This is a genomic window from Pseudomonas sp. PSB18 (assembly GCF_014596565.1).
GTDB lineage: Bacteria > Pseudomonadota > Gammaproteobacteria > Pseudomonadales > Pseudomonadaceae > Aquipseudomonas.
Map to the genome: position 1 here is coordinate 15,513 of NZ_NOIN01000006.1, position 25,627 is coordinate 41,139.

The 25,627-nt window shown below is 60.8% G+C and carries 20 protein-coding genes and 1 pseudogene; 8 read left to right on the forward strand and 13 right to left on the reverse strand.

Annotation, left to right across the window (positions count from 1 at the left end):
* Positions 1-91: 91 nt before the first annotated feature.
* Positions 92-847, reverse strand: coding sequence for an ArsR/SmtB family transcription factor (locus tag CGA22_RS15270; protein ID WP_041022175.1), 756 nt, complete (start codon positions 845-847; stop codon positions 92-94).
* Between the two features lie 82 nt (positions 848-929).
* Between CGA22_RS15270 and CGA22_RS15275 the strand changes: the two genes are divergently transcribed.
* Positions 930-2,051, forward strand: coding sequence for a cytochrome P450 (locus CGA22_RS15275; protein WP_041022176.1), 1,122 nt, complete (start codon positions 930-932; stop codon positions 2,049-2,051).
* A 16-nt stretch (positions 2,052-2,067) separates the two neighbouring features.
* Here CGA22_RS15275 and CGA22_RS15280 read toward each other — a convergent pair whose 3' ends face one another.
* On the reverse strand, positions 2,068-2,409 hold the full coding sequence (locus tag CGA22_RS15280; RefSeq protein WP_041022215.1) for an FKBP-type peptidyl-prolyl cis-trans isomerase: 342 nt from the start codon (positions 2,407-2,409) through the stop codon (positions 2,068-2,070).
* Positions 2,410-2,586: 177 nt separating this feature from the next.
* On the opposite strand from CGA22_RS15280, the gene CGA22_RS15285 reads away from it, so the two are divergent.
* On the forward strand, positions 2,587-3,648 hold the full coding sequence (locus CGA22_RS15285) for a M4 family metallopeptidase (protein ID WP_041022177.1): 1,062 nt from the start codon (positions 2,587-2,589) through the stop codon (positions 3,646-3,648).
* Positions 3,648-3,971, forward strand: coding sequence for a protealysin inhibitor emfourin (locus CGA22_RS15290; RefSeq protein ID WP_041022178.1), 324 nt, complete (start codon positions 3,648-3,650; stop codon positions 3,969-3,971). The genes CGA22_RS15285 and CGA22_RS15290 overlap by 1 nt, the downstream gene beginning before the upstream one ends.
* Positions 3,972-3,975: 4 nt before the next feature.
* Here CGA22_RS15290 and CGA22_RS15295 read toward each other — a convergent pair whose 3' ends face one another.
* Together CGA22_RS15295 and CGA22_RS15300 are read right to left on the reverse strand one after the other, a co-directional pair.
* The gene (locus tag CGA22_RS15295) at positions 3,976-4,284 is read right to left on the reverse strand and encodes an RcnB family protein (protein WP_041022179.1); all 309 of its coding nucleotides are present in this window, start codon (positions 4,282-4,284) and stop codon (positions 3,976-3,978) included.
* A gap of 248 nt (positions 4,285-4,532) precedes the next feature.
* Positions 4,533-6,611 carry a putative bifunctional diguanylate cyclase/phosphodiesterase gene (locus tag CGA22_RS15300; protein WP_041022180.1) on the reverse strand — a complete coding sequence of 693 codons (2,079 nt, stop codon included), beginning with the start codon at positions 6,609-6,611 and terminating at the stop codon, positions 4,533-4,535.
* Positions 6,612-6,857: 246 nt separating this feature from the next.
* On the opposite strand from CGA22_RS15300, the gene pncA reads away from it, so the two are divergent.
* Entirely contained in the window at positions 6,858-7,487 is a 630-nt protein-coding gene (pncA, locus tag CGA22_RS15305; protein WP_041022181.1) for a bifunctional nicotinamidase/pyrazinamidase, read from the forward strand.
* 3 nt (positions 7,488-7,490) lie between these two features.
* On the forward strand, positions 7,491-8,132 hold the full coding sequence (locus CGA22_RS15310) for a DUF1345 domain-containing protein (RefSeq protein ID WP_041022182.1): 642 nt from the start codon (positions 7,491-7,493) through the stop codon (positions 8,130-8,132).
* Positions 8,133-8,195: 63 nt separating this feature from the next.
* Here the strand turns inward: CGA22_RS15310 and CGA22_RS15315 are convergent, their stop codons facing one another.
* Positions 8,196-9,500 (reverse strand): ATP-binding protein, encoded by a 1,305-nt coding sequence (locus tag CGA22_RS15315; protein WP_041022183.1) that lies wholly within the window; start codon positions 9,498-9,500, stop codon positions 8,196-8,198.
* Positions 9,501-9,504: 4 nt separating this feature from the next.
* Positions 9,505-10,206: a response regulator transcription factor gene (locus CGA22_RS15320; RefSeq protein ID WP_024777367.1), complete on the reverse strand. Its 702-nt coding sequence runs from the start codon at positions 10,204-10,206 to the stop codon at positions 9,505-9,507.
* Between the two features lie 266 nt (positions 10,207-10,472).
* Here CGA22_RS15320 and CGA22_RS15325 point away from each other — a divergent pair, with 266 nt between their 5' ends.
* The 3 genes from CGA22_RS15325 to CGA22_RS15335 all read left to right on the forward strand — a co-directional run bounded on the left by CGA22_RS15325 (position 10,473) and on the right by CGA22_RS15335 (position 15,359).
* Positions 10,473-11,624, forward strand: coding sequence for an efflux RND transporter periplasmic adaptor subunit (locus tag CGA22_RS15325; RefSeq protein WP_041022184.1), 1,152 nt, complete (start codon positions 10,473-10,475; stop codon positions 11,622-11,624).
* Positions 11,625-11,638: 14 nt separating this feature from the next.
* The gene (locus tag CGA22_RS15330; protein ID WP_041022185.1) at positions 11,639-14,740 is read left to right on the forward strand and encodes an efflux RND transporter permease subunit; all 3,102 of its coding nucleotides are present in this window, start codon (positions 11,639-11,641) and stop codon (positions 14,738-14,740) included.
* A 172-nt stretch (positions 14,741-14,912) separates the two neighbouring features.
* The gene (locus CGA22_RS15335; protein WP_041022186.1) at positions 14,913-15,359 is read left to right on the forward strand and encodes a hypothetical protein; all 447 of its coding nucleotides are present in this window, start codon (positions 14,913-14,915) and stop codon (positions 15,357-15,359) included.
* Between the two features lie 88 nt (positions 15,360-15,447).
* Here the strand turns inward: CGA22_RS15335 and CGA22_RS15340 are convergent, their stop codons facing one another.
* From CGA22_RS15340 to CGA22_RS15365, 7 genes and pseudogenes are all read right to left on the reverse strand, one after another.
* On the reverse strand, positions 15,448-17,757 hold the full coding sequence (locus CGA22_RS15340) for an autotransporter outer membrane beta-barrel domain-containing protein (protein ID WP_139648677.1): 2,310 nt from the start codon (positions 17,755-17,757) through the stop codon (positions 15,448-15,450).
* Positions 17,758-17,988: 231 nt separating this feature from the next.
* Positions 17,989-20,022, reverse strand: coding sequence for a hypothetical protein (locus CGA22_RS15345; RefSeq protein WP_041022188.1), 2,034 nt, complete (start codon positions 20,020-20,022; stop codon positions 17,989-17,991).
* Between the two features lie 180 nt (positions 20,023-20,202).
* Positions 20,203-21,000 (reverse strand): hypothetical protein, encoded by a 798-nt coding sequence (locus CGA22_RS15350; RefSeq protein WP_041022189.1) that lies wholly within the window; start codon positions 20,998-21,000, stop codon positions 20,203-20,205.
* Between the two features lie 319 nt (positions 21,001-21,319).
* Positions 21,320-22,501, reverse strand: coding sequence for a pyridoxal phosphate-dependent aminotransferase (locus CGA22_RS15355; protein ID WP_041022190.1), 1,182 nt, complete (start codon positions 22,499-22,501; stop codon positions 21,320-21,322).
* A 42-nt stretch (positions 22,502-22,543) separates the two neighbouring features.
* A complete protein-coding gene (locus tag CGA22_RS27490) occupies positions 22,544-23,407 on the reverse strand; it encodes a methyl-accepting chemotaxis protein (RefSeq protein ID WP_370444494.1) in 864 nt (287 codons plus the stop codon).
* Between the two features lie 42 nt (positions 23,408-23,449).
* Positions 23,450-24,169, reverse strand: a pseudogene (locus CGA22_RS27495) (MCP four helix bundle domain-containing protein); the annotation flags it as partial.
* A gap of 185 nt (positions 24,170-24,354) precedes the next feature.
* Complete coding sequence (locus CGA22_RS15365; RefSeq protein ID WP_041022192.1) at positions 24,355-25,491, reverse strand: glycerate kinase; 1,137 nt, start codon at positions 25,489-25,491, stop codon at positions 24,355-24,357.
* Positions 25,492-25,627 lie beyond the last annotated feature (136 nt).

Here is a 25,627-nt window from a genome sequence, read left to right on the forward strand (position 1 = left end):
GGCTTGCTCCCCCGCGTGGCGGTGCTGCTGATGACGCCATCGCGAGCAGGCTCGCTCCCACGGGGCTTCTCAGTGTTCATGGGGCTGGCGTTCAACGCAATTCCACTGTGGGAGCGAGCCTGCTCGCGATGGCGCCAGCGGGTTCAACATCCCTTTCTGCGCTGACACCCAATCGCCCAACCATCTCCCGACGCCCCTTGGTCGTCACCGCCAATGCCCGGCTGTCCAGATCCTGGGTCACCCACTGGCGCTTGATCGCCAACTGCAGCAACGCCGCCCCCAACGCACCGCCCAGATGCGGCCGACGCATGCTCCAGTCCAGGCAGGGGCAGGCAAATCGGCGTCGCTCACTGGCCAGGGCCTGGACGTCAATGCCCAGCGCCTCGAATAACGTCTGGCCGGACTCACTCAGCCGATAATCCTGCCCTTCCATCTCTACCAGCCATCCGGCTTCGATCATGCGGTCATGCAGCCGCACCGCCAGGGTACCAGCCATGTGGTCATAGCAGGTGCGGGCGAATTGCAGGCGATCCGGGGTGCGCGACACAAAAGCCGGTGCGGGTTTCTGACCAATCACCATCAACGCTTCCAGCGCCTGGGCGACGCGCTTGTCCGCCAGGCTGTAATAGCGATGGCGGCCCTGGACGTACAGCCGCACCAAGGCCAGGTCCTTGAGCTTCGCCAAGTGCGCGCTGGCAGTGGAGGCACTGACCTCGGCAATGCTCGCCAATTCCGTACTGGTGCGGGCATGACCGTCCATCAACGAACAGAGCATCCGGGTACGCGCAGGTTCCGCAATCGCCGCAGCCACCTGGGACACACCGAGATCAGCGTGTTCTGCATTCATATTTCGCTCCCGGACGAATCAAGTCGTGCATCAACTGGAGATAGTAGCAACACTTTCGTCATCACGAACAAGGCAGCGCTGCATGGACCCGATCACCGCCGCGACCCATCCCGACCCCTACCCTTACTACGCCAGCCTGCGAGCCCAGGGCGGGTTGACCTTCGATCCGCGGCTGAAGCTGTGGATCGCCAGCAGCGCCGAGGCGGTGTGCGCCGTGCTGCGCCACGCCGATTGCCATGTGCGTCCGGACCACGAACCCGTGCCGAAAGCCATTGCCGATGGTCCTGCCGGTCGGGTATTCGGGCGCCTGATGCGCATGACCGAAGGCGAGCGCCAACACTGCCCCCGATCGGCCATTGCACCGGGGCTGCAGGACATCGGTCCGCAACAGGTGGAGGCACTGGTCAGGACAGGTGTCATCACCGATGGCGGCGCAGACCTGCACCCTCGGCAGTTCATCGGACCGGCCAGCGTGGTAGCGGCGCTGCTGGGCTTCAGTCCGACGCAAAGCCGCCTGGTCAGTGAATTGACGGGAGATTTTGTCGCCTGCCTGTCGCCCTTGAGTCGAGCCGCGCAGTTGGACGCGGCACACCGGGCCACCGAGCGATTGGAAACGCTATTGCGGGAGCGCATCGAGGCGCCGGACAGCCCTCTGCTGACGCGCATCTGCCAGGGCATGGCAACCGACCCGGACAGCCTGGTCGCCAACCTGATCGGCCTGCTTTCGCAGACCTATGAAGCCACGGCGGGCTTGATCGGCAACGCCTGCCTGGCGCTGATCCGCGATCCGACGTTACGCCGGGCAATCATGGTCGATCCCAGGCAGATCAGCCCGTTGCTGGCCGAAGTCCAGCGCTTCGACCCAGGCGTGCAAAACACCCGCCGCTTCGTCGCCGCTCCCTGCGAAATCCTCGGCACGACGCTGAACAGCGGCGACGTGATCCTGGTGCTGCTGGCCTCGGCCAACCGTGACCCTCTGCTCAATCCGCAGCCGGACGACTTCTTGCTGAATCGGCCGAACCGTCGCAGCTTCAGCTTCGGAACCGGGCGTCACGAATGTCCCGGGCAAACCCTGGCGCTGGGCATCGCCCAGGCCACACTGGCGCTGATACTTGAACGCGAACCGCGATGGGATAGCCTGACCTGGAGCTACCGACCTTCGGTCAACGGACGCATCCCGACATTCAGCTCGCAAGCATCCTGACCTGCCCCGGCGCCCGTCAATCGTCCCGGGTCAGCACTTCCAGCAGTTCGATTTCAAAGATGAGGTTGGCGTTGGGTTTGATGTGGGCGCCCATGGATCGCTCGCCGTAAGCCAGGTGGGACGGCACCAGGAGCTTGCGCTTGCCGCCGACCTTCATGCCCATCAGGCCCTGGTCCCAACCCTTGATGACGCGACCGGTACCGATCACGCACTGGAAGGGCTTGCCACGGCTGTAGGACGAATCGAACTCGGTGCCATCTTCGAGGGTGCCGCGGTATTGAGTGGTAATCAGCGCGCCTTTGACTACGCTTTTACCGTCGCCCTGTTCCAGGTCGATGATTTGCAGTGCTTCGTTCATGGGCATTCCCGTGTGATTCCAGGCGCGGTTTTTCGCAGAAATCAGCGCGCCTGGCAACCCTTGCTGCGTAGCGCACAGCGTGCTGCTGACAGTTGAATCCCGGAAGCAGGAGGGAACCGCAGCGCCCGCGTCGGTTCACATGGGTATCGACCCCGTTATTCAGATAAGGATGTTCTGATGATCGACTCTCGCCCTCTCCACGGCTTCATTCCCCCCTATATCCTCAACCGCATCATCGCCCACGGCTCCGAACAACAACGCTCCAGTGCCCTCGGCACCCTGACCCATGTGCGCAGCCTGCGGCACAACCCGGGTCCGCCCAGCAACCCTCCCGCCGCCGCTGTGCTGCCCAAGCCGGGCAAGGCCGGACACCCACAGCGCAGCGTGCACGACGCCCAGAACGGCATGGAACTGCCCGGCCAGCCGGTGCGCATCGAGGGCCAGGCAGCCAGCGGCGATGCGGCCGTGGACGAGGCCTACGACGCCCTGGGCGCCACCTATGATTTCTTCTGGAAGGTGCTGGGTCGCGACTCCATCGACAACAAAGGCTTCGCCCTGGTGGGCAGTGTGCATTACGGCGAGGGCTACGAAAATGCCTTCTGGAACGGCGCGCAGATGGTCTTTGGCGACGGCGATGGGGAAATTTTCCAGCGCTTTACCCGCTCCCTGGATGTCGTGGCCCATGAGCTGGCCCATGGCGTCACTGAAAGCGAAGCCGGGTTGATCTATGCCAATCAATCCGGTGCCTTGAACGAGTCCATCTCGGACGTGTTCGGTGTGCTGGTCAAGCAGTTCGTCCTCGAGCAGACCGCCGACCAGGCCGATTGGCTGATCGGTGCCGACCTGCTCACCGACAAGATCAACGGCGACGGCCTGCGCAGCATGGCCAATCCCGGCACCGCCTACGATGACCCGCTGCTAGGCAAGGACCCGCAACCCGCTCACATGCGCCAATTCGTCATCACCCGTGAGGACAACGGCGGCGTGCACATCAACTCCGGCATTCCCAACCGAGCCTTTTATCTGATAGCCACCGCACTGGGCGGATTTGCCTGGGAAAAGGCCGGCCGGATCTGGTATGAAACCTTGTGCGACAGGAACCTGGCCAACGACGCGACCTTCAGTGCCTTCGCCCACCTGACCGTCGAGCATGCCCGCCGGCGCTTCGGCGAGCGGGAGGTACGCGCGGTACAGGACGGTTGGGCCCAGGTCGGCGTCAACCTGACCGAGGAGAGCTGATGAAAACCCTTCCAGACCTTGACGACAACGCGGTGGTGCGCCTGTCGCGCCAGGGCGGCGTGGCAGCGATCCATGCCTTGACCCGTCCGCGGGAAATCGAGTTCGCCCAATGCGACCTCGACCAGCGCACGCGCATCTGTTCGGTTCTGGAGGGTTGCCTGCCGCTGACCTCCTCCACCTCGGGCCGAGGGGATCAACGCTTCTTCCAGATCGAAGTACGCTATCGCGCCAACGACCAGGACGATGAAATGGTGTTGCAGGTGCCCGAGGATCGGGCACCCGGCGAGCTGGTTCACTTGTGGGACAAAGGAGAAGTGCTCTGAAGGCCTAACGCGTGGCCGGAACGATCTTGACGATCGCGCCGGACACGGTTTCGATCAGCAAGTACTTATCGTCGATATGCACCCATTGCTGGTCGTTTGTCGGCTGTTCGAGCTTCTTCTGTTTCCAGTCTTTCATGGCCCTGTCCGCGCGCTGGTAATCCGCGGGTACCCGGTCGTTCTCCACCAGCCTGCGGCCATTGCTCGGCGAATGCTCCAAGGCATCCCCGGTTTTCTCGACCGCTTGTGCAACAGGCCCAAGGGCTCCAAGGCCGACAATCAGGGCCAGGCTGGCGATCAGGGTTGGTTTGCGCATAGAAAGACTCCAGTTATCAAGGTACTGAATCTCCGACTTCAACGGCGGCGAATCATTCCTTTTACTGTCGCGACCAGCGTCCAACCGGATGCACAAAACCTGTGGGAGCGAGCTTGCTCGCGATGGTGGCGCATCTGCCACAGAGGTGTTGGATGGACTGCCGCCTTCGCGGGCAAGCCCGGCTCCCACAGGGTCCTGTGGTGTACACAAATCCAGTGTGGGAGTGGCAGTGGATAGGGGACGCTGTTTCAGACCACCGCCAAGCGTGGCACCTGGCGGATATTCTGCAGGAAGCGATCGGCCGGCATTGGATGGCCCAGCAGATAGCCTTGCAGCGAATCACAGCCCAGTTGGGTCAGGAAGTCCTGTTGCACATCGGTTTCCACCCCTTCGGCGACGATCCGCAGGCCAAGGGCCTGGCCGAGGGCGACGATGGCCGAGACGATGGCAGCGTCGTCGCTGTCGTGCTCAAGGTCACGCACGAAGCCGCGATCGATCTTCAGCTCGTTGGCCGGCAGTCGCTTGAGATACATCAGGCTCGAATAACCCGTGCCGAAGTCGTCAATGGACAGATCCACGCCCATGTCCGAAAGCTGCTGGAGCACCGTCATGCTGGCATCCGCGTCGCTCATGGCGGTGGTTTCAGTGATTTCCAGGGTCAGGCTGTTGGGCTGCAGATGATGAACCTCCAGCGCCTTGGCAACGCTTTGCACCAGCCCGGCGTGACAGAACTGCAAGGCCGAGAGGTTCACGGCGATACGCCAATCGGTATAACCGAGCACGTACCATTCGCGCATCTGGCGACAGGCCTCGTTCAGTACCCATTCGCCGATGGGGATGATCAGCCCGGTTTTTTCCGCCAGGTCGATGAAGGTGTCGGGCATCAACAGGCCCTGGGTCGGATGGTGCCAGCGCAGCAACGCCTCGGCGCCGACCGGACGACCGTTGGCGGCGTCGAACTTGGGTTGATAATGCAGGCTGAACTGCCGCTGTTCGACGGCGATGCGCAAGTCTTGCAGCAACTGCAATTGCTTGCGGGCGTTGCTGTTCATCGAGGCATCGAAAAAGCTGTAGCCGTTCTTGCCGGCGCCTTTGGCGTGGTACATCGCCGCGTCGGCGTTCATCAGCAGCTCTTCGGCGCTCAGGCCGTTACCGGGGAACAGCGCGATACCGACGCTGGCGGAAATCTGCAGATCATGCTCAGTGACCCGGAACGTGCGGCCGATCAAACCGACCTGGCGCGCCGCCAGCCGCAGGGCATCGTCGGGCTCGGCCAGTTGCACCAGCAGCACGAATTCATCACCGCCGATCCGCGCCAGGGTGTCCTGGCTGCGCAAGTCTTCGCGCAGGCGCAAAGCCACATCCCGGAGCAGCAAATCCCCCATGTGATGGCCAAAGGCGTCGTTGACCGGCTTGAAGCCGTCCAGGTCGATGAACATCAAGGCGAAGCAGCCACCCTGCTCCTGCACCCGGTGCATGGCCTGGTCGATGCGATCCGCCAGCAACACCCGGTTGGGCAATCCGGTGAGGGGGTCGTGCAGGGCCAGTTGAGTCAGTTCCCGGTTCGCCAAGGTCAACGATTGGGCCAATTCCGCAGTGCGGGCTTCCAGACGCGCGTCGAGAATCGACGTCAGCAAGGCGATGGCCAGCACCGCCAGCGTCGTAATCAGCACCACGTTGTCCAGGCCCTTGCCGCTCAAGCCGTCGAGGGAACCACAGAAGCTGCCCTCCCTGAACTGCGCCCCGGCCATGCCGGTGTAATGCATGCCGACAATGGCCACGCCCATGATCACCGCGGCACCGGCACGGGCCAGTCGTACATGGGGACTGTTGTGGCGCAGGCGAAAGGCAATCCACAACGCCGCGGCGGAGGCCCCTACCGCGATCACCAGCGAAGCGCCGAACAGCGTCGGATCGTAGTCGATGCCCGGCTGCATACGCAGGGCCGCCATGCCGGTGTAATGCATGGTGCTGATGCCAGCGCCCATGATCAGAGCACCGAAAGCCAACTGCCAGGCCGGCAAACGTGGCTGGCTGACCAGCCACAAGGCAAAACCACTGGAAAGGATGGCGATCAGCAACGACAGCGCGGTGATCGACAGGTCGTAGCCAAGCTCCACTGGCAAGGTGAATGCCAGCATGCCGATGAAGTGCATCGACCAGATGCCCACCCCCATCGCAAACGCACCCCCGGCCATCCAGAGGTGGGCAGCGCGGCCACGGGCGGTGGCGATACGCCCGGCCAGATCCAGCGCGGTGTAGGACGCCAGTACTGCAACCATTAGGGAAATCAAAACAAGGGCGGGGGAATAACTGCCGATGAGCATGGGGAGTTTTCTCGTAGCTGAAACGCCGAACTGCCTCCATGCCCGGTTGAGGCCGGGATTGTACCCAATCCCTTTGGAAGAAGTATCAAAAAGCCATCAAGGTTGGAATATTTGCGACGAAAGACATCTTGGTCTGTATGGAGATTGCCACCGGATGTGCCGCCGCTTCGCAAGCAGGCCCTGTGAGGATACTGGATCCGATCCGGTTCGGCTAAGCTTGCACACGACTTCAAGGAGAACGCAGCAATGACCCGCGCCACAACCGCTGCATTATTGGTGATAGACGTACAGAACGACTTCATCCCGGGTGGGCCGCTGGCCGTGCCAGGAGGCGACGAGATCGTGCCGCTGATCAACCGCTTGGGCCATTCATTCAACCAGGTCGTCCTCGCCCAGGACTGGCACCCGGCCGGGCATGCTTCGTTTGCGTCCAGCCATCCCGGCAAGCAACCGTTCGACACCACCCAATTGCCCTACGGCGAACAAACCCTGTGGCCCGACCACTGCATACAAGGCAGCCAAGGCGCGGCGTTGCACCTGGCACTAGACCTGCCCCACGCCCAACTGATCATCCGCAAGGGCTGCAACCCGGATATCGACAGTTATTCGGCGTTCATGGAGGCCGACCGCCAGACGCCCACCGGGTTGGCGGGCTACCTCAAGGAGCGTGGCGTCGACACCGTCTATGTGGTGGGGCTGGCCCTGGATTTCTGCGTGATGTTCACCGCCCTGGATGCCCGGATCGCAGGGTTCAACGCCGTCGTGGTGCTCGACGCCTGCCGGGGAATCGATATTGAGGGTTCGCTAGACGCGGCGCTCCGACGGATGCAACAAGCGGGTGTGCAATTGATTCAGTCCACCGACATGACGAACTAACCTGTGCCCTTCCTCGCTCGCACCCACCCACGCCTTTCCGGCGCGACGGCCCTTGGCCTGATCGCGGGACTCCTGGTTCCCGCGGATTCGGTCATCGGCAAAATCCTCATCGGCTGGAATGTCGGAGTCTGGACGTACCTGGCGCTGATGGTCTGGCTGACCGTGCGAGCCAAAGCGCCCGACGTCAGGCGCATCGCCGAGATCGAAGACGAAAATGCCGGGCTGGTCCTGCTGGTGGTCTGCATCGCGGCGCTGGCCAGCCTGGCGACCATCACCTTCGAGCTGGCCGGCAGCCGCGACCTGCAAACCGCAAGCAAGCTGATGCACTACGGTTTCACCGCGCTCACGGTGATCGGTTCATGGCTGTTGATCGGGGTAATCTTCAGCGTTCATTACGCGCGCTTGTATTACACCTGGGACGGCAAGGAGCCGGCCCTGCGGTTTGCCGAAGGGCTGACCACGCCCAATTATTGGGACTTCCTGTATTTCTCGTTCACCATCGGCGTGGCCGTCCAGACGTCGGACGTCGGCGTTGCCACGCGGCAGCTACGCAAGATCGTGCTGGCGCAATCGTTGATCGGGTTTGTGTTCAACACGGCGATTCTCGGGTTCTCGATCAATATTGCGGCGGGGTTGTTTGGGTGATGTTGAGGGGGCCGCTTTGCGGCCCGGCGGGAGCAAGCTCCCTCGCCACGGGCACCGTGGCGGTCAGGGCTGTCGCGTTGGCAGCCACAGCCTGAAGCGTGCGCCGCCCAGCGGTGAGACATCAGCCATCAAGGTGCCGCCCTGGGCTTCCAGGGCGCGGCGGCTGATGGCCAGGCCCAGGCCGAAGCCGCCCGTGGCGCGATCGCGGCTGCGGTCCAGGCGGTAGAACGGCTCGAACACCCGCTCGCGCTCACCGTCGGGAATGCCGATGCCGTCGTCGTCGACCCAGATCTCGCAGCCCTCGTCGCCCACTCGCACGCCGACCTGGATCCGCTTCTCGCAATAACGCATGGCATTGCGCAACAGGTTCTGCAGCGCCCGGGCCGTCAGCCGCGGGTCTAGGACAAAACGCTCCAGCGCGCCATGCAAGAGCACGTCGATCACCACGTCCGGCGCCGCCAGATCCTCGTCGACGCTGCCCAGGATGCTGTCGATGAACTCGTCCAGCGGCACCTCGACCCGTTCCGGCAAACGCTCGGGGTTCTGCAACCGACTGTAGGAGAGCAATTCCAGCACCAGCTCGTCCAGCTCGCGAATGTGCGCCACCAGCCCTTGCAGGCGCTCACGGCTGGCCGGCGGCAAGTCATCGGACAGCGCCAGGGCCAGGCCGAAGTCGAGCCGGGTCAAAGGCGTGCGCAGTTCGTGGGAGACCGCGTTGAGCAGGTCCCGTTGCTGATTGAGCAGGCTTTCGATATCGCTGGCCATGGTATCGAACACATGGGCCAGGCTACCGATGTTCGAACTGGAGGCGATGTGCGTGCGCTCGCTCAAGTGGCCCTTGCCGAAGCGTTCGGCGGTGCTCCTGAGACGCTCCAGGTCGCGCCAGTGCGGCCGCAGCCACAGCAACAGGCACGCCAGCATCGTCGCGCCGATCAACACGTTGATGCTCCAGTACAACCAACTGACGTCGGCCGGATCCGGAGGAACGACCATCTTGACCGCCATGCGCTCGTCCAGCGGCGCCACCGCCAGGGTTCGCCAGGCCCAGTCGCCGAGCCGCACCACGTTTTCACCACGCTTGAGACGGGCTTGCTCATCGGCACTGAAGTCCCCGTCATCGATGGCGGCCAGTTCGATGCGCAGCGGGTCGAACTCCTTGTCCATCTGCGCCGCCAGCGCCGGCCATTGCTCACTCGGCACGGCATGGAACTGCTTGCTCATCAGGGTTTGCAGGCCACGGGAATAGTCGAGGTTGTAGCTCATGAACCGTTCATGGAACAGGCGGATCACCAGTTCGGGCATCAGGTAGATCGCGGCGCTGTAGGACACGATGGTGACCAGGTAAAGACGGATCAACAGCTTCCACATCGACTCAGCACTCCCACTCGGAGCGGCTGAACAGGTACCCCTTGCCCCACACCGTCTTGATCTTGCGCGCTTCGCCGGCGTTGTCGTCGAACTTGCGCCGCAGCTTGGAAATCGCCACGTCTACCGAGCGGTCGGTGCCGTTGAATTCGATGCCGCGCAAGCGTTGCAGGATCTGGTCGCGGCTCAATACTTCACCGGAATGACGGGCCAGCACCACCAACAGGTTGTACTCGCCGCTGGACAACTCCACCGCTTGCCCGCGCCAGGTCACGGTGCGCTCGGACAAATCAATGCACAGGTTGCCCATGAGGATGCGGTCGTTGGCCGTCTGCGGCTCGCTGAGGCTGCTGCGCCGCAGCAAGGTGCGCACCCGCGCCAGCAGCACCCGTGGCTCGCACGGCTTGGTGACGTAGTCGTCGGCGCCCATCTCCAGGCCCAGCACCTGGTCGTGGCTGTCGTCCCGGGCGGTCAGCATCAGGATCGGCAAGGTCGCCGAATCGGCCCGCAGCAAGCGGCACACCTGCAAGCCGTCCAGCCCCGGCAGCATCAGGTCGAGGATCACCAGGTCCGGCGGATCGACCCGCGCCCGTTCGCGCACATGATCGCCCCGACTGAGCACGCTGACCTGATAACCGTTGCGTTCCAGGTAACTGGCGATCAGTTCGCTGAGGGCGGTGTCGTCTTCAACCAGGAGGATGTTGGGCATGGGGGGTTCCAGAAAGTGCTGTGGCGCCTGACACACCGCTATCGCGAGCAGGCTCGCTCCCACAGGGTTTGCGTGAACTTTGTGGGAGCGAGCCTGTTCGCGATGAGGCCCTGCCAGGCGCAGAAAATCTCAAGCTGCCAAGGATATACGCCCTCACCCACCCGCGAACAAACCCCTTACACAATTTCACACACCCCCTACAAAGCTTTACCGCTGTCCCCAATCGCTCTCCGTAGCATGGCGAGGTTCATCATTGGGGAAGCACCATGCCAAAGAACTCTTTCGCCACCCTGGGCCTGCTGCTCGGGGTACTGTCGTTGAGCGCCTGCGACAAGGCCTCGCCGCCCACGGACGAAGCGCCGCGCCCCACCGTTGCCATCGAAACCGTCGAAGCCCGGCCGCTGTCCATCAGCAGCGAGCTGAGCGGACGTATCGCCGCGCCGCGCATCGCCGAAGTCCGCGCACGGGTGCCCGGCGTGGTGTTGCAGCGGGTCTACCGCGAAGGCAGCGACGTGAAAAAGGGCGACGTGCTGTTCCGCATCGATCCGGCCCCGTTCAAGGCCGACCTGGACAGCGCCGAGGCGGCGTTGCGCAAGGCCGAGGCCAACGCGTTCCAGGCGCGCTTGCAGGAGCAGCGCTACGCCCGGCTGATCGAGGACAACGCCATCAGCGCCCAGGACTACGACAACGCCCGCGCCGCCGCACGCCAGACCGCCGCCGATGTCGCCGCCAACAAGGCTGCTGTCGAGCGGGCCCGGTTGAACCTGGGCTATGCCACGGTCACCGCGCCGATTGCCGGACGCATCGGCCGGGCGCTGGTGACCGAGGGCGCGCTGGTGGGGCAGAACGAAACCACGCCGCTGGCCCTCATCCAGCAACTGAACCCGATCCACGCCGACCTCACCCAATCGACCCGCGAACTCAACGAGTTGCGCCGGGCCTTGCGCTCCGGCCAGTTGCAGCAGGTCGGCCAGGACCAGGCCAAGGCCACGCTGATCCAGGATGACGGCAGCCTCTATCCGCTGCCGGGCAAATTGCTGTTCACCGACATCACCGTCGACCCGGGCACCGGCCAGATCACCCTGCGCAGTGAATTCCCCAACCCCGACCTCGACCTGTTGCCCGGCAGCTTCGTGCGCGTGCGCCTGGAGCTGGCCTTCGACCGTCAGGGCATCAGCGTGCCGCAACGGGCCATCCAGCGTGACAGCGCAGGTACAGCCCAGGTGCTGCTGGTAGACGCCGAGCAGCAAGTCAGCCTGCAACCGGTGGAACTGGGCGGCGTACAGGACAACCGCTGGATCATCACCCACGGCTTGAAGCCGGGCGACCGCATCATCGTCGAAGGCCTGCAACATGCCCGTCCCGGTGAAAAAGTCCGGATCGACAGCTCCCCTCTTCCACTTGCCTCTGGTCAGTAAGCAGGACGTTTCCCATGCCGCAGTTCTTTATCGACCGCCCGATATTTGCCTGGGTGGTCGCGCTGTTCATCCTGCTGGCCGGTGTGCTGGCGATCCCGCAATTGCCGGTGGCCCAGTACCCGGACGTCGCGCCACCGCAGATCGAGATCTACGCGGTGTACCCCGGTGCCTCGGCGCAAACCGTAGACCAGAATGTCGTCAGCCTGATAGAGGAAGAACTCAACGGTGCCGACAACCTGCTGTACTTCGGTTCCCAGAGCAGCCTGGGCAGCGCCACCATCACCGCGACGTTCAAGCCCGGCACCAACCCGGAACTGGCCCAGGTCGACGTGCAGAACCGCCTCAAGGCGGTGGAGTCGCGCCTGCCCCAGGCGGTCACCCAGCAAGGCTTGCAAGTGGACAAGGTCTCGGCCGGTTTCCTGCTGCTGATCACCCTCACGTCTAATGACGGCAAGCTCGACGACGTCGCCCTCAGCGACTACCTGGCGCGCAACGTGATGAACGAGATCAAGCGCCTGGACGGCGTCGGCAAGGCGCAGTTGTACGGCGCCGAACGGGCGATGCGGATCTGGATCGATCCGCAGAAACTGCTCGGCTTCAACCTGACCCCGGCCGATGTCAACGCCGCGGTCCTGGCGCAGAACGCCCAGGTTTCAGCGGGCAGCATTGGCGACTTGCCGAGCCGCGGCACCCAGGAAATCACCGCGACCATCCTGGTCAAGGGCCAGTTGTCGACGCCGGAAGAATTCGCCGACATCGTGCTCAAGGCCAACCCCGACGGCTCCACCGTGCGCATCGGCGACGTGGCGCGGGTGGAAGTCGGTAGCCAGGAATATCAGTTTTCCACGCGCCTCAACGGCAAGCCCTCCACGGCCGTCGGCGTGCAGCTGTCGCCGGGGGCCAATGCCTTGAGCACGGCGACCCTGGTACGGGCGAAAATGGATGAACTGGCGCGCTACTTTCCGGCCGGCGTGGAATACAAGATCCCCTACGACACCTCGCCATTCGTCAAGGTCTCCATTACCAAAGTGATCTACACCCTGGGCGAGGCCATGCTGCTGGTGTTCGCCGTGATGTTCCTGTTCCTGCAGAACATCCGCTACACCCTGATCCCGACCCTGGTGGTGCCGGTGGCGCTGATGGGCACGTTCGCCATCATGCTGGCCCTGGGCTTCTCCATCAACGTGCTGACCATGTTCGGCATGGTATTGGCCATCGGCATCCTGGTGGACGACGCCATCGTCGTGGTGGAGAACGTCGAACGGATCATGGCCAGCGAGGGGCTGTCGCCCAAGGACGCGACGCGCAAGGCGATGCGCCAGATCACTGGGGCCATCATCGGCATCACCCTGGTGTTGGTGGCGGTGTTCATTCCGATGGCGTTCATGCCGGGCTCGGTGGGGGTCATCTATCGGCAGTTCTCGCTGTCCATGGCCACGTCGATCCTGTTCTCGGCGTTCCTGGCCCTGAGCCTGACGCCCGCGCTGTGCGCCACCTTGCTCAAGCCCATCGGCCAGGGCGAACATCACGCCAAGGGCGGCTTCTTCGGTTGGTTCAATCGCCGCTTCGATCGACTGGGCGAGCGCTATCAAGGCTGGGTCGCCTATGCCCTCAAGCGCAGCGGGCGCTACCTGGTGATCTACGGTTTACTGCTGGTGGGCATGGGCCTGTTGTTCAGCCGCCTGCCCTCCTCGTTCCTGCCAGTGGAAGACCAGGGCTACACCATCACCGACATCCAATTGCCGCCCGGCGCGAGCAAGAACCGCACGGTGCAAGTGGTCGAGCAGATCGAAGCCCATAACGCCGGCGAGCCGGGTGTCGGTGACAGCACGGTGATCCTGGGCTTCAGTTTCTCCGGTAGCGGGCAGAACGCGGCGCTGGCGTTCACCACCCTCAAGGACTGGTCACACCGTGGCAGCGACGACTCGGCCAGCGCCATAGCCGAGCGAGCCAACCAGGCCTTCGGCGGGATCAAGGACGCCATGGCCTTTGCCGTACTGCCGCCACCGGTAGATGGCCTGGGCACGTCCAGCGGCTTCGAGTTCCGCCTGCAGGATCGCGGCGGTCTCGGCCACGCGACGCTGATGCAGGCCCGCGACGCATTGCTCGCCGCCGCCGAAAAAAGCCCAGGGCTGATCAATGTGCGCGAGAGTGCCCTGGCCGAAGCGCCACAAGTACAGCTGGAAGTCGACCGCAAGCAGGCCAATGCCCTGGGGGTGTCTTTCGCCGACGTCGGCAACGTGCTGGCGACCGCCGTGGGCTCGAGCTATATCAACGATTTCCCCAACCAGGGGCGCATGCAGCGGGTGGTGGTCCAGGCCGAAGGCGACCAGCGCAGCCAGGTGGCCGATCTGCTGAAGATCCATGTGCGCAACGATGCCGGGAAAATGGTGCCGTTGTCAGCCTTCGTCCAGGCCAAGTGGACCCAGGGCCCGACGCAACTGACCCGCTACAACGGCTACCCGGCCATCAGCATTTCCGGCGAACCGGCACCGGGCTACAGCACCGGCCAGGCCATGGCGGAGATCGAACGGCTGGTGGCCCAGGGCCCGGCGGGCATGGGCCAGGAATGGACCGGGTTGTCCTTGCAGGAGCGCCTGTCCGGCAGCCAGGCGCCGATCCTGCTGGGCCTGTCACTGCTGGTGGTGTTCCTGTGCCTGGCGGCGCTGTACGAGAGCTGGTCGATTCCCGCCTCGGTGCTGCTGGTGGTACCGCTGGGGGTACTCGGCGCAGTGCTGGCGGTGTCGTTGCGCGGCATGCCCAACGACGTGTTCTTCAAAGTCGGCCTGGTCACCATCATCGGCCTGTCGGCGAAGAACGCGATCTTGATCATCGAGTTCGCCAAGAGCCTGTACGACGAAGGCCACGACCTGGTCGACGCCACCCTCCAGGCCGCACGCCTGCGCCTGCGGCCGATCATCATGACCTCCCTGGCGTTCATCCTCGGCGTGGTGCCCCTGGCAATCGCCACGGGGGCCAGTTCGGCGAGCCAGCAGGCCATCGGGACCGGGGTGATTGGCGGGATGATCAGCGCGACGTTGGCGGTGGTGTTTGTGCCGGTGTTTTTTGTGGGGGTGATGAGGTTGGTGCGTGGTCGCCGGAAGGATCTTAACTGAATGGGTTTGACAAGGACGTCACACGGCATCAAGCACAGAAGCTGCGCTTTGTATAGTTGTAATGTCTGACAGTATACAGCGGAAGAATATGAGTCTTATATGAACTGTCCACGCATGCGACATCGTAGGATGCCGCTGGATCTTCCGTCGAACAGTATGGAGATTTTTACTCATGAGCAGCGCAGCCACAAACTTAGATAATGCCCCCCTTGAGACCGAGGTGGACTTCACTGCCAACCTTGAAGACAATTCGAATTTCAGCGCCGCCCTCACCACATTGAGGGCTTCTACCACCCCTGTGCGGGGTGATGTGTGGGTCGTGATCGCCACTGAATGGAGCAACGGCAAACCCAGGACATTCACGATCACCTATTCGAGAGATATCAAGGACGCTATCGGTGCGGAAATTACCGATATCGATCGACACGTCAATCTGATCTACAACAACTACGAAGATCCGGACAATCCAACCCTGCAGAAAGCGAGATCCGGAAGCATCACCTACACAATGGGATCATCACAACGCTTCACTGGATCATTCGAAGCGAACATTGACAAGGCCGATGGGAACGGCAGCTATTTGTGCAGAGGTCGCTTTGATACTGTACTCAGCTCGTAAATTAAATGGCCATAAAAAAAGCCCTGACTCTGAATCAGGGCTTTTGTTTTCTGATTAACCACTCATCAGATGGTCTGCTGTTGGCACCCTACCATTTGAATTGCACGCCGACGGTGCCCCCTATTGGCATTTCAATACCCTTACCATTCATGTATTCAACTTCGGCGTGAGCTTGCCAGCGCTGCGACAGGTTGACGGCAATACCTGCTCCCAATTCAGCGCGTGATCCGGAAAGATCGTTGTTGAACACGTTGTTGTTGACTTTGACTTCATTGTTCTTGGAAAACTCATGGGCGAATGCCGCACGAACATAAGGCTGTACCGTCGCGCCGTTGTCCAGTTGCATGTCGCGCCCCAGCGTCACACCGGCTTTACCCAAGAATGAATAAGTGCGGTCACCCTCTGCCTGCAAGCCGTTGTCCAGGTGATAATCCTTCCCCTGTATCGCCATGGCAGACCATTGGGTAAACGGCTCGATGAAGTAACCATCGTCAAGCTTGATATGGCGACCGACCTCCACCGAACCGCCGAGGCCATTGTTGTCATAGTCGCCCTTGGATCGACGCCCATCGCTCATACCGACCTTGGCTTCATTCCGAAACCGGTTCAGCTTGAGCACGCTATCGACGTAGTAGCCGCTGACATCGTCCATCCATGTCAGGTAGGTACCGATGTAGTAGCTTTTAATCGTGCCCGAAGTACCGTAATGCAGATCCAGGTCCGAAGTGCTATGACCGGCCATGACCCCCAGCAACCACTGTCCATCGCCTACCGGCAAAGGCGCGTCTGCACCCAGCGTGAAGCCCTGCTGGGCCTGGCGGTAGCCCGCGCCGTAGCTGTCGGATACGTTGTATTTGTTACCGTAAGCCCTGAGCCAGGCACCGGATTTCTGCGGATTGAAGCGCAACTCCCCCATTCGGCTGCGCAACGACGTGAGTTCGCCATACCACACCGTCGGCGCGGTATTGAACAACGCCATGACTGCGCGGGTGGAAGGGCTGACTGTGCGGGCCGTCGGATCCAGGAACCAATCGTTGCCGGTGTCGCTCTGCTTCAAGCCATAGGAGTATGCCCCCAGGTCGACCTCGCCACCGGCATTGGCAAGGGAGAACGACGCGTCCCCGCCTCCGGTATGGACCACCTGGATAGGCTGACCACTGGCCGGGTCGACGCCGCTACTGGCAACCATGAGTTGATGATTGCCAGTCGCTGTTCCCGTGACATTGAGAAAATCGGTCTGGTTGGTCGTAAAATCGGTGCCGATGAGGAACAGGCCATTGCCGGACAAGGTTCCCACGTTCAATTGATAGAACGCATTATCGGCGCCCATTCTCACCGTACCGCCATTGAGCGTGAGGTCACCGACCTGACTGTCGCCCGTCATGGTCCAACTCGATTGAGCGTCGATACCGGCCGTCGCGACATTGGTCATGACACCGGTCAAGTGCGAGCCTTGTTGCAGCGCCACCGTCGCGGTGCTGCCCGCCTCGGCCGTTATGTCACCGGTCAAAGAACCTTGGGTAAACGTCAATGCGGCGGTGCTGTTGTCGGAAACCAGGACATTACCCGTCAGGTCGCTGAGTCCGACATTCATGGCGGCGTCACCCGCCCCACGCACCTCCAGAATCGTCCCGTTGCTGCCGGTGAGCGTCGAACCATTGAGCACGTCGATCTGCGCAACTGGAGCAGATCCGCCGGCGTAATCCACAACGATGGCAGAACCGTTTCTGCCCTCGACACTCGACCGATCCAGCGTTAGCTGGCTGGCAGTGGATATGCCAGTCTCAAGCCCCATGACGACGCCATTTTGACCACCGATAATGCGTGTGCCGTTGCTGGCGGACGCTGAAGCACTGCGCAGCGAAAGCCCGAAGCTGGTGGCTCCCGTCCCCTCGACTGTCGAGTTCGAGAACCCCAGGGAACTGAAGGCTGTCGCGAGAGCACCGCCCGTGACGCCTGTAAAGCTGCTGTCCGTAGCCGTTACCGTCGAGCCGGTCGTCGTACCGACAACATGCAGGGCCGATAAACCCAGGCTATTTCCAGTGATGGTGCTGCCGTTGACGGTAGCACTGCTGTTCTGGAGCTCCAGCCCGGCAAACGAGTTGCCACCGACGACCGTGGTGTTTGACAGGTTTACGGTTGAATCCTGCCTGCCAATAATGCGTTCGGTAGTGGCGCCACTGGCATTTACCGTCGATTGTGTAGCAACGATATCGAGCGTTTGCGCACCATCGACATTCAATGTGGCGTTCTGCGAAAGCGCCCAGCTTTCCACGGCGTGACCGTTGGTAATGGTCTCGCTTTGGCCGACCAATGTCCCGGCTAGTGTTGGTTCAACCAGTAATAATGACAAAGACAGCGACGAACTGCTTAGCCATCTTGCTGTCCCCGGTCTCATTCCAACGTACTTTATTGATCGCATAACAGAACTACCCACAGTTGCCACTCCACAAAGAATGACGAAGTTGATTAACGAGCGACGAACCCTTCACCCAGACGGCGGGTAAACTACAGATATCTGTCACAGACTGATGTAGGAAAAGTCCGATCGTGCTGCGGGGTTTTTCCTCGTCTTACCAAGCGCCAATGTCGAGAAATCGAATCGTTCCCGACATTGGCGCAATGCCGACTACAGAGTTGGAGTTCCTTCGCAATAGTTATGACTGGTGTTAAGTAGAGAAACCTCATTAAAAAACTCTTGCGAAGGCGTGAGCACGCCTCCAATAGTCACCTCATACCATACCTTTATAAAGCCATTCGGCAGACCGGAACTATAAGGAGGCTGGATGGGTTTAATTTTTGTCAGATAAGGCTCGATATTTTTTTGGAACTCCCCTCCCGGCTCCGTACCCAAGATAGTGTAAGTATCGCTGTACTCTGTGCCAATAATAGGATCAAGCCCTAGCGAATCCCTTGTACCAACTGACTTCAAGGTAACGACAGTGCCGGCAGGCATATGAACCGGATCGATATCAATCTTCACCGGCAATGCCCAAGTATTCCTTATCAAGGAAGCACACGAAACATAACTTCCCGATCCAAATACGCTGATTCTAGGAGGGGGTAAATCAACCTTAACGGCATCGATCTGGACCTCGGTAGGCAGTGACCTCATTCGGTTACGGCCACCATTTTCCTCAATGGTCCAATGGGCAATTTTTCTACCCACCCCGACGCTGTCAATGAATGCAGCATCCATCTCATACGTTAATGTCGACACCGTCCCGGCCACGAGCGCTTCACTGTGAACTTCCTGTCCATCGAACCACAACTTGGCAAGTTCATCGCCAACTGGCACCCAGGTACTGGTCCCGTCAACCATTGGTGTGCTGATTGTCGCCGGTTTTCCCCGGTCGTCCGCAGTAATATGGTTGAGTGTGCCGGAACCATTGACTGCTACAACCGTAACTTTCACCATGTTCGGGTTTTCCAACCCTGGAAAAATCGGATTTATAGGGCCGCGGTAGGTAAAATCCAGGGCGGACTCCGTCGGATTGGAGGGAATCAGGCCCTCGACACCTCGTGAAAAGTTATATTCCGCAAAGACAGGCAAGTCCGCAGTAGAGTTCCCCCAAAGTGCAACCAACACATTTTTCTGAAGGAGAAACTGGAGCCTTTTGTTAGGCACCTCCGTACCTAACGGCTGCGGCGGCAAATTAAATGAGGTATTGCCATTGGCATTGCGAATCAGCGGAAGAATCTGATCGTTCTCCTGGCCGTTGATGGTGTAGGGCACCTCTACATAAACCGGGCTTTCCAAGTCGGCTAGGTCTATGACATCCGGCAATATCCCTTTTGGAATAACGGGATCTCGAAGTAGAGGTCGAGGACGCTTCTGGACATTGAAAGGACTCGCGAATGCGGGTTCACTTTCATTGCCCACCACGTCATGCAACACATACCAAATATAGTAGAGCCCATCCGGTTCTGGGATATCAGCCTTTGGCACGGACACCTCGCCTGACGGCGCCAACGTTTGCGTGTGGATCGGCGTCCCGATGCCATAATTGGACCCTGCATAGACGTCAATACGGTCGTCCTCACGATAGAAGGCATAGGTCGTATTGACGGTGAGTTCAAGTGCCGTATTGTTATCGAGCCACTCGTCATCAATGACTTCGCCGGTGCTCAAGTTTACGAATTCAGCCGCCTCTGGCTTTAGCCTCACGCCTGATGATTTGTCATGTTCAGGTGCATACCGGTCAATTTCAACGGGGACCCAAGGCAATGGATCTGGGTTAGTATTGCCTCCCCAGATAATATTAAATTGGTATTGGTAAGTACTTGAACCCTTAGTCGTGTCAGTATCCAGCAGCGGAACAGTTGGTATTGGAACATCAAGTAATACTGGGCGATTACCTATCGGACCGAAGGCTCGTTGATCCACTAATGTTTCTGACCCATCCGGTGCAAGCTGGTACAAACTCCATGCATCAAATTCATCAGGAGGTTGAATTTCAGCGGTTTTAAACTGCAGAATCATGGTACCCGAATCCAGTATCGATTTAGGTATCAAGTCGTCTACAATCTTACCGACAATGATTGGCGTCTCCACCAAGACACCGGAACGTGTCGTCGAGGTGCGCAACGCCAATCGAGAACGGTCGGCAATCTGCCGCAGCGTCAAGATCTCACCATTTACATTTACGCTTCTACTAGTCATCTCTCGTTTCTCCATGACATTAAATCGATCAAGTCATGCGAACCCAGATTGACCACACGCATCGACTCGACCACCTGATTTGAATTGGCGGATCTATCCAACCACACCGACGAACGCCTCAAGCACTTATCTTGCTTCGACCCGACTTACACACTCATCCTTACCCAAACTCCATTTCCCTCAAGCAAATCCCCCGCACGGCATTTCCTCCCCAGGAATGACGCGGTCAATTTTGACCAAGCCTTTATACGACTTGGCTATGGGAATACGATTTCGATAAATCGTATATTGAGCAATACCGGAATCGTTATTCACCATGGGCTTTACGTAAGGTACGAAAGGGATCTCCATGACAAAGCCATTGACCGCCTCGCTACTAGTTAGCGTTTTGCGAAACTCATAAACAGGCGTCAATGCCGGTGGACTACCATTCAAAGTGTCAAAACCCTGCCATTCAAGAACACATTCATCCTGCCCGCTGAAAATGGATTCCGGCGCTATTGCCACTCGGACCTTTTCCCAGATCGGCACGGGTGAAGTGCAGTTGAGGTAGCCCCATAGGTTGCTGTCCGGAAAGGTCGGTTCCGCCAACGTCGGCACAAGCACAGGTGTATGATCGATGGTCAGCCGGCGTACGGGTGAAGGATCCGTATTACCGTCGTGCTTAGTCAACAGATAATGAATATAAGCGATACCGTCCACACTCATGTCTTGAGGCGTTATCGGAAACGTAAACTCCGGCCTGTCATCAGCGGGCGTATATCTATTCCGATAAATTTCTCTGTCATTAGGCTGAACCCAAAATACGACAAGATCGGTATATTCCCCAGGTTGATCAGGAAAATCCGCCCAACGCGGTATTCTTCCGGTTGTGCCATTAATCAGTTGTTCCAGCGGTATCTTGCCCTCCGGATCCTGATCACTCACTCCGTCTATACGCAATGGCTGAGCGGTGATTTGCTCGTTAGGAGATGACATCACATATTCACTCCGGAGAAAGTGCTTTTGTGCACATGTTTTTCTAGAGAAACCCTCGATTCAATTAGGCACTGGACTTATCCGACTGCCTACTGTCATATCTGACAGGTCTGAATACCGTTTATCGGATTTGACGGAGCGATACGTGCGCAGACAGCCCGCGATCACCGGATGTTTTGAAACGAAAAAGGCATTGGAGCGGCTGTAAACAATAAGGATAGGCACTTGAATGTTGATTAGTCATAGCGGACGCTTTTTTACAACTTGGAGTTGTCCGCCATGGTTGAGAGCCAAGAGGTGAAAGCGTTTCAACCGCCCCTCAAGCACATCGAATCAGTTCTGCCGCACACAACGCAATCCGCCGGCACGCCTCCGTCAGCTTCACCCGGTCGACCACCAACCCAATGCGAATATGCCCCGCCGCACTCGGCCCAAACGCCTCCCCCGCCAGCACCGACACGCCATACCCATCCAACAGCCGCTCGGCAAATGCCTGGGCAACGAGCCCCGTCCGGCGCACATCCACCATCACGAACATGCCACCGTCGGGCCGAATGGGCGTGAGCCACGGGCAGTCATCCAGCATGGCGCACACCAGGTCGCGACGCTGGCGATACTCCTCACGCATCTGCGCCACCTCAGGCAGATCCTGCTCCAGCGCCACCTGGGCCGCCCGCTGCACGAACTCCGGCAAACCGAACAGCATGCACAACGACAGGTTCTCCAGGTGCTCGGCCAGGGGTTCGGGGCCAATGACCCAGCCGATGCGCCAACCGGTCATGGCGTGGGATTTGGACAGGCTGTTGATGGTCGCGGTGCGTTCGGCCATGCCCGGCAGGCTGGCCGGGCTGATGTGCTCGCCCTCGTACAACAGGTCGCTGTAGACCTCGTCACTGATCAGCCACAGGTCATGCTCGATGCACAGTTGCGCCAGCGCCTGCCAGGTGGGCAGTCGCAGGCTGGCCCCGGAGGGGTTGTTGGGGCTGTTGAGCAGCAGGGCCCGGGTCTGCGGGGTGATCAGGCGGGCCACATCGGCCGGTTCGACCCGGAACGCATTCTCCGGGCGTACCGCCACCGGTATCACTTTCGCCCCGCAGGCGCCGAACACCGCTTCGTAGGTGACGTACATAGGCTCGGCCACGATGACTTCGTCGCCGGGGTCGAGCAGACATTGCGCGACCGCATACATCGCACACTGCGCGCCCGGCAGCACCGTGATGTGCTCAGCCCCGACCGACTGGCCGCTACGCCGACGATGACGGTCCGCGATGCTGGCGCGCAGACCGTGGAGGCCACGGACGTCGCAATAGTGAGTGTCCCCGGCCCGCAGGCTGTCCACGGCGGCGTCGACGATGGCCCGCGGCGTGTCAAAATCCGGATCGCCCACCGACAGCAACAACACGTCCCTGCCCTGCTCACGCATGGCCAGTGCCCGATCGTGGATCTGCCACGCGGCGGCACCCTCGCCGGTGATGCGTTGGGTCAAGGCTGAATAGCGCATGTACGGCTCCTGGTTTATGCGGTGTCCAGCCTCAACCCTATCTCAAATCACAAACCGCGCCACCATCGCATTCAAGCCCACCGCCAGGCGCGACAGTTCGTGGGTGGCGTCACTCGTCTGTTGCGCGCCCGAGGCCGATTGCGTCGCCAGGTCGCGGATGTTCACCAGGTTGCGGTCCACTTCGCGGGACACCTGGGCCTGTTCTTCCGAAGCGCTGGCAATGACCAGGTTACGTTCGTTGATCTGGTGGATCGACTGGGTGATCTGTTCCAGGGCGACACCGGCGGCGCGGGCCAGCTCCAGGGTGCTCTGGGTTCGCTGATTGCTCTGCTGCATCGATTGCACCGCCTCGCCGGTGCCGTTCTGGATGCCGGCGACCATCCTTTCGATTTCCTGGGTCGACTGTGCGGTGCGATGGGCCAGGGCCCGGACTTCATCGGCCACCACGGCAAAACCGCGTCCGGCTTCCCCTGCGCGAGCCGCTTCGATGGCGGCGTTGAGCGCCAGCAGGTTGGTCTGTTCGGCGATGGCACGGATCACGTCCAACACCTTGCCGATGTCGCGTCCCTGGACGGCCAGGCCCTCGACCATAGTGGCAGTGGCTTGCACGTCGTGGGTCATGGTCTGGATCGCATCGACGGTTTCCACCACCCGATTGCGTCCTTCCTGCGCGGCCTGGGTCGACTGGTTCGACGCTTCGGAGGTCGACACGGCGTTGCGGGCGACCTCTTCCACGGCGGCGGTCATCTCATTGACAGCGGTCGCGGCCTGTTCGATTTCATTGTGCTGGCGTTGCAGGCCACGGGAGGATTCCTGGGTCACCGCACTCAACTCCTCGGCCGCCGCGCCCAGTTGCGTGGCGGAACCGGCGATCTGCTCGATGGTCTTGCGCAGGCTGCCTTGCATGTCGGCCAAGGCCTGGAGCAAGCGAGCCGGTTCATCCTTGCCATCGACCTCGATGGCCTGGACCAGGTTACCGCCGGCGATGACCCGCGCGGCCTCCAGCGCGCGGTTCAGCGGCGTGACGATGCTGCGAGTCAGGAGCACCGCGAGCAATACAGTGGCTAATGCGGCGGTGACCGAGACGACAATGATTCCGGTGATGGCGCTGCTGTAGTGTTCACCCGCGCTGGCCGAGGCCTTGCCGGCATCGACCACATTCAGCGTGATCAGCCCGTTAAGCTGCTCGCCCATGAGGTCAGTGCCTTCCTTGATTCGAGTGTTGATATGGGCACGCAGCTCATCAACCTTGTCCTGTCGGGACAACTCGAGCATTTTCTCCTGATCCTTCAGGTATTTTTCAAGAGTCATGGAAAAGGTCTTGTACAGCCCGGCCTCTTCGGCGCTGGCCGGGAGCGCCGCGTAGGCGGCGTTGGCCTTGTTCAGTTTTTCCACTAGAACACCGATACGGGTCTCGGCTTCCTTCAGGCTGGCCGGGTCCCGGTTGACCAATATGCGAAACGAGAGAATGCGCATGCGCAGCACGTTCTCCATCACATTGGACAGGTAACCGAGGCTGGGCACCTCATTCCGCTCCATGTCCTGCGAGGCCTGGCGAACATCCGACATGCGATCGGCGGCGAAAACACCGAGGATAATGACGAGCAAGGCAATGAAGGCAAAGCCGAGAAAGGCTCGAGGGGCGATATTCAGGCTGCGTAACGACATGGGAAGACCTCGGTGTGATGGGTCGAGCGTCCATGCCAGTCAGCGTATCGATTGAAAGAGTTATAGGAACGCTTAACCCGTTATCGACCGGGCTCAAGGCTTCTTTTGGGGCGCAACTGAATATATTTCATAATGTGTCAAAAAATCGTGGCGAGAGAGCTTGCCCCCTCGCCACGATTGACCGGTTAGCGGGTTGCGGCCTGCCAGAGCCGGGCGATGTCCCGGGCTCGTTCGCGCAGTAGGCGTGGTGCGTCGGCACAGGCCTCCTGCAACGTCATCGGCCCGCTGACCAGTGCGAAGGCGGCATCAATGCCATGCTCATACAGCGCCTGGTAACCCTCCCCCAGCGTGCCGGCAATGACCAGCACCGGTACGCCATGGCGGCGCGCAATGCGAGCCACGCCAAACGGCGTCTTGCCTCGCAGGGTCTGGGCGTCGAAGCGGCCTTCTCCGGTAATGACCAGGTCGGCGTCCTCGATGGCAGCGGCCAGGCCGGTCAGTTGGGCGACGACGTCTACACCGGTGCGAAACTGCGCGCCCAGGAACGCCTTGGCCGCGAACCCCAGGCCACCGGCGGCGCCGCTGCCCGGTTCGTCTCTTACATCGCGACTCAACACCTGGGCGCACTGTTCGGCGAAGTGCGCCAGGGCCTTATCCAGTTGCTGCACCTGCTGCACGGAAGCGCCTTTCTGGGGACCGAAAATCACTGAAGCACCATGGGGCCCGCACAGGGGATTGTCGACATCGGCGGCAATCTCGACACTCACCCCGGCCAGGCGCGGGTCCAGGCCACTCAAGTCGATGCGCGACAGTTTTGCCAGGGCCAGGCCGCCGGGTGGCAGAGGTCGTCCGTGCTCATCCAGCAACGCCACGCCCAGTGCCTGCATGGCACCCGCACCGGCATCGTTGGTGGCGCTGCCGCCGATCGCCAGGATCACCCGCCCGGCCCCTTCATCCAGGGCCGCACGAATCAACTCGCCGGTGCCATAGGTGCTGCTGGTACACGCATCCCGTTGCCCCGGCGGCACCAACTGCAGACCACTGGCCTCGGCCATTTCGATGATCGCCGTGCGGCTGTCGGCCAACCAGCCCCAACGCGCCTCGACCGCGATGCCCAAGGGCCCCCGGACGCGGGTACGACGCCATTCGCCGTTGCACGCAGCCAGCACAGACTCCACCGTCCCCTCGCCACCATCGGCCATCGGGCATTTGATCAACTGCGCCTCCGGCCAGACTTCACCCAGGCCGGCGGCGATGGCATCGGCTACGCCCTGGGCGCTGAGGCTGTCCTTGAACGAGTCGGGGGCGATGATTATTTTCATTTTGGTCTCCAGTTCCGATGCTCGACATGCTGCCAGCAGACCGCTGCCGTAGCGCCGGTCTGCCGCACAAAAGACACCTGGGATTATTGTTCAGATTCACAAATACCGGTGCGTACACCGAAGATCCACTGTGGGA

Bases quoted from the DNA above. Each gene is read 5' to 3' on its own strand.
- CGA22_RS15270 (WP_041022175.1), bottom strand. From the start codon at position 847: ATGAATGCAGAACACGCTGATCTCGGTGTGTCCCAGGTGGCTGCGGCG.
- CGA22_RS15275 (WP_041022176.1), top strand. From the start codon at position 930: ATGGACCCGATCACCGCCGCGACCCATCCCGACCCCTACCCTTACTAC.
- CGA22_RS15280 (WP_041022215.1), bottom strand. From the start codon at position 2,409: ATGAACGAAGCACTGCAAATCATCGACCTGGAACAGGGCGACGGTAAA.
- CGA22_RS15285 (WP_041022177.1), top strand. From the start codon at position 2,587: ATGATCGACTCTCGCCCTCTCCACGGCTTCATTCCCCCCTATATCCTC.
- CGA22_RS15290 (WP_041022178.1), top strand. From the start codon at position 3,648: ATGAAAACCCTTCCAGACCTTGACGACAACGCGGTGGTGCGCCTGTCG.
- CGA22_RS15295 (WP_041022179.1), bottom strand. From the start codon at position 4,284: ATGCGCAAACCAACCCTGATCGCCAGCCTGGCCCTGATTGTCGGCCTT.
- CGA22_RS15300 (WP_041022180.1), bottom strand. From the start codon at position 6,611: ATGCTCATCGGCAGTTATTCCCCCGCCCTTGTTTTGATTTCCCTAATG.
- pncA (WP_041022181.1), top strand. From the start codon at position 6,858: ATGACCCGCGCCACAACCGCTGCATTATTGGTGATAGACGTACAGAAC.
- CGA22_RS15315 (WP_041022183.1), bottom strand. From the start codon at position 9,500: ATGTGGAAGCTGTTGATCCGTCTTTACCTGGTCACCATCGTGTCCTAC.
- CGA22_RS15320 (WP_024777367.1), bottom strand. From the start codon at position 10,206: ATGCCCAACATCCTCCTGGTTGAAGACGACACCGCCCTCAGCGAACTG.
- CGA22_RS15325 (WP_041022184.1), top strand. From the start codon at position 10,473: ATGCCAAAGAACTCTTTCGCCACCCTGGGCCTGCTGCTCGGGGTACTG.
- CGA22_RS15330 (WP_041022185.1), top strand. From the start codon at position 11,639: ATGCCGCAGTTCTTTATCGACCGCCCGATATTTGCCTGGGTGGTCGCG.
- CGA22_RS15335 (WP_041022186.1), top strand. From the start codon at position 14,913: ATGAGCAGCGCAGCCACAAACTTAGATAATGCCCCCCTTGAGACCGAG.
- CGA22_RS15340 (WP_139648677.1), bottom strand. From the start codon at position 17,757: ATGAGACCGGGGACAGCAAGATGGCTAAGCAGTTCGTCGCTGTCTTTG.
- CGA22_RS15345 (WP_041022188.1), bottom strand. From the start codon at position 20,022: ATGACTAGTAGAAGCGTAAATGTAAATGGTGAGATCTTGACGCTGCGG.
- CGA22_RS15350 (WP_041022189.1), bottom strand. From the start codon at position 21,000: ATGTCATCTCCTAACGAGCAAATCACCGCTCAGCCATTGCGTATAGAC.
- CGA22_RS15355 (WP_041022190.1), bottom strand. From the start codon at position 22,501: ATGCGCTATTCAGCCTTGACCCAACGCATCACCGGCGAGGGTGCCGCC.
- CGA22_RS27490 (WP_370444494.1), bottom strand. From the start codon at position 23,407: ATGCAAGGCAGCCTGCGCAAGACCATCGAGCAGATCGCCGGTTCCGCC.
- CGA22_RS15365 (WP_041022192.1), bottom strand. From the start codon at position 25,491: ATGAAAATAATCATCGCCCCCGACTCGTTCAAGGACAGCCTCAGCGCC.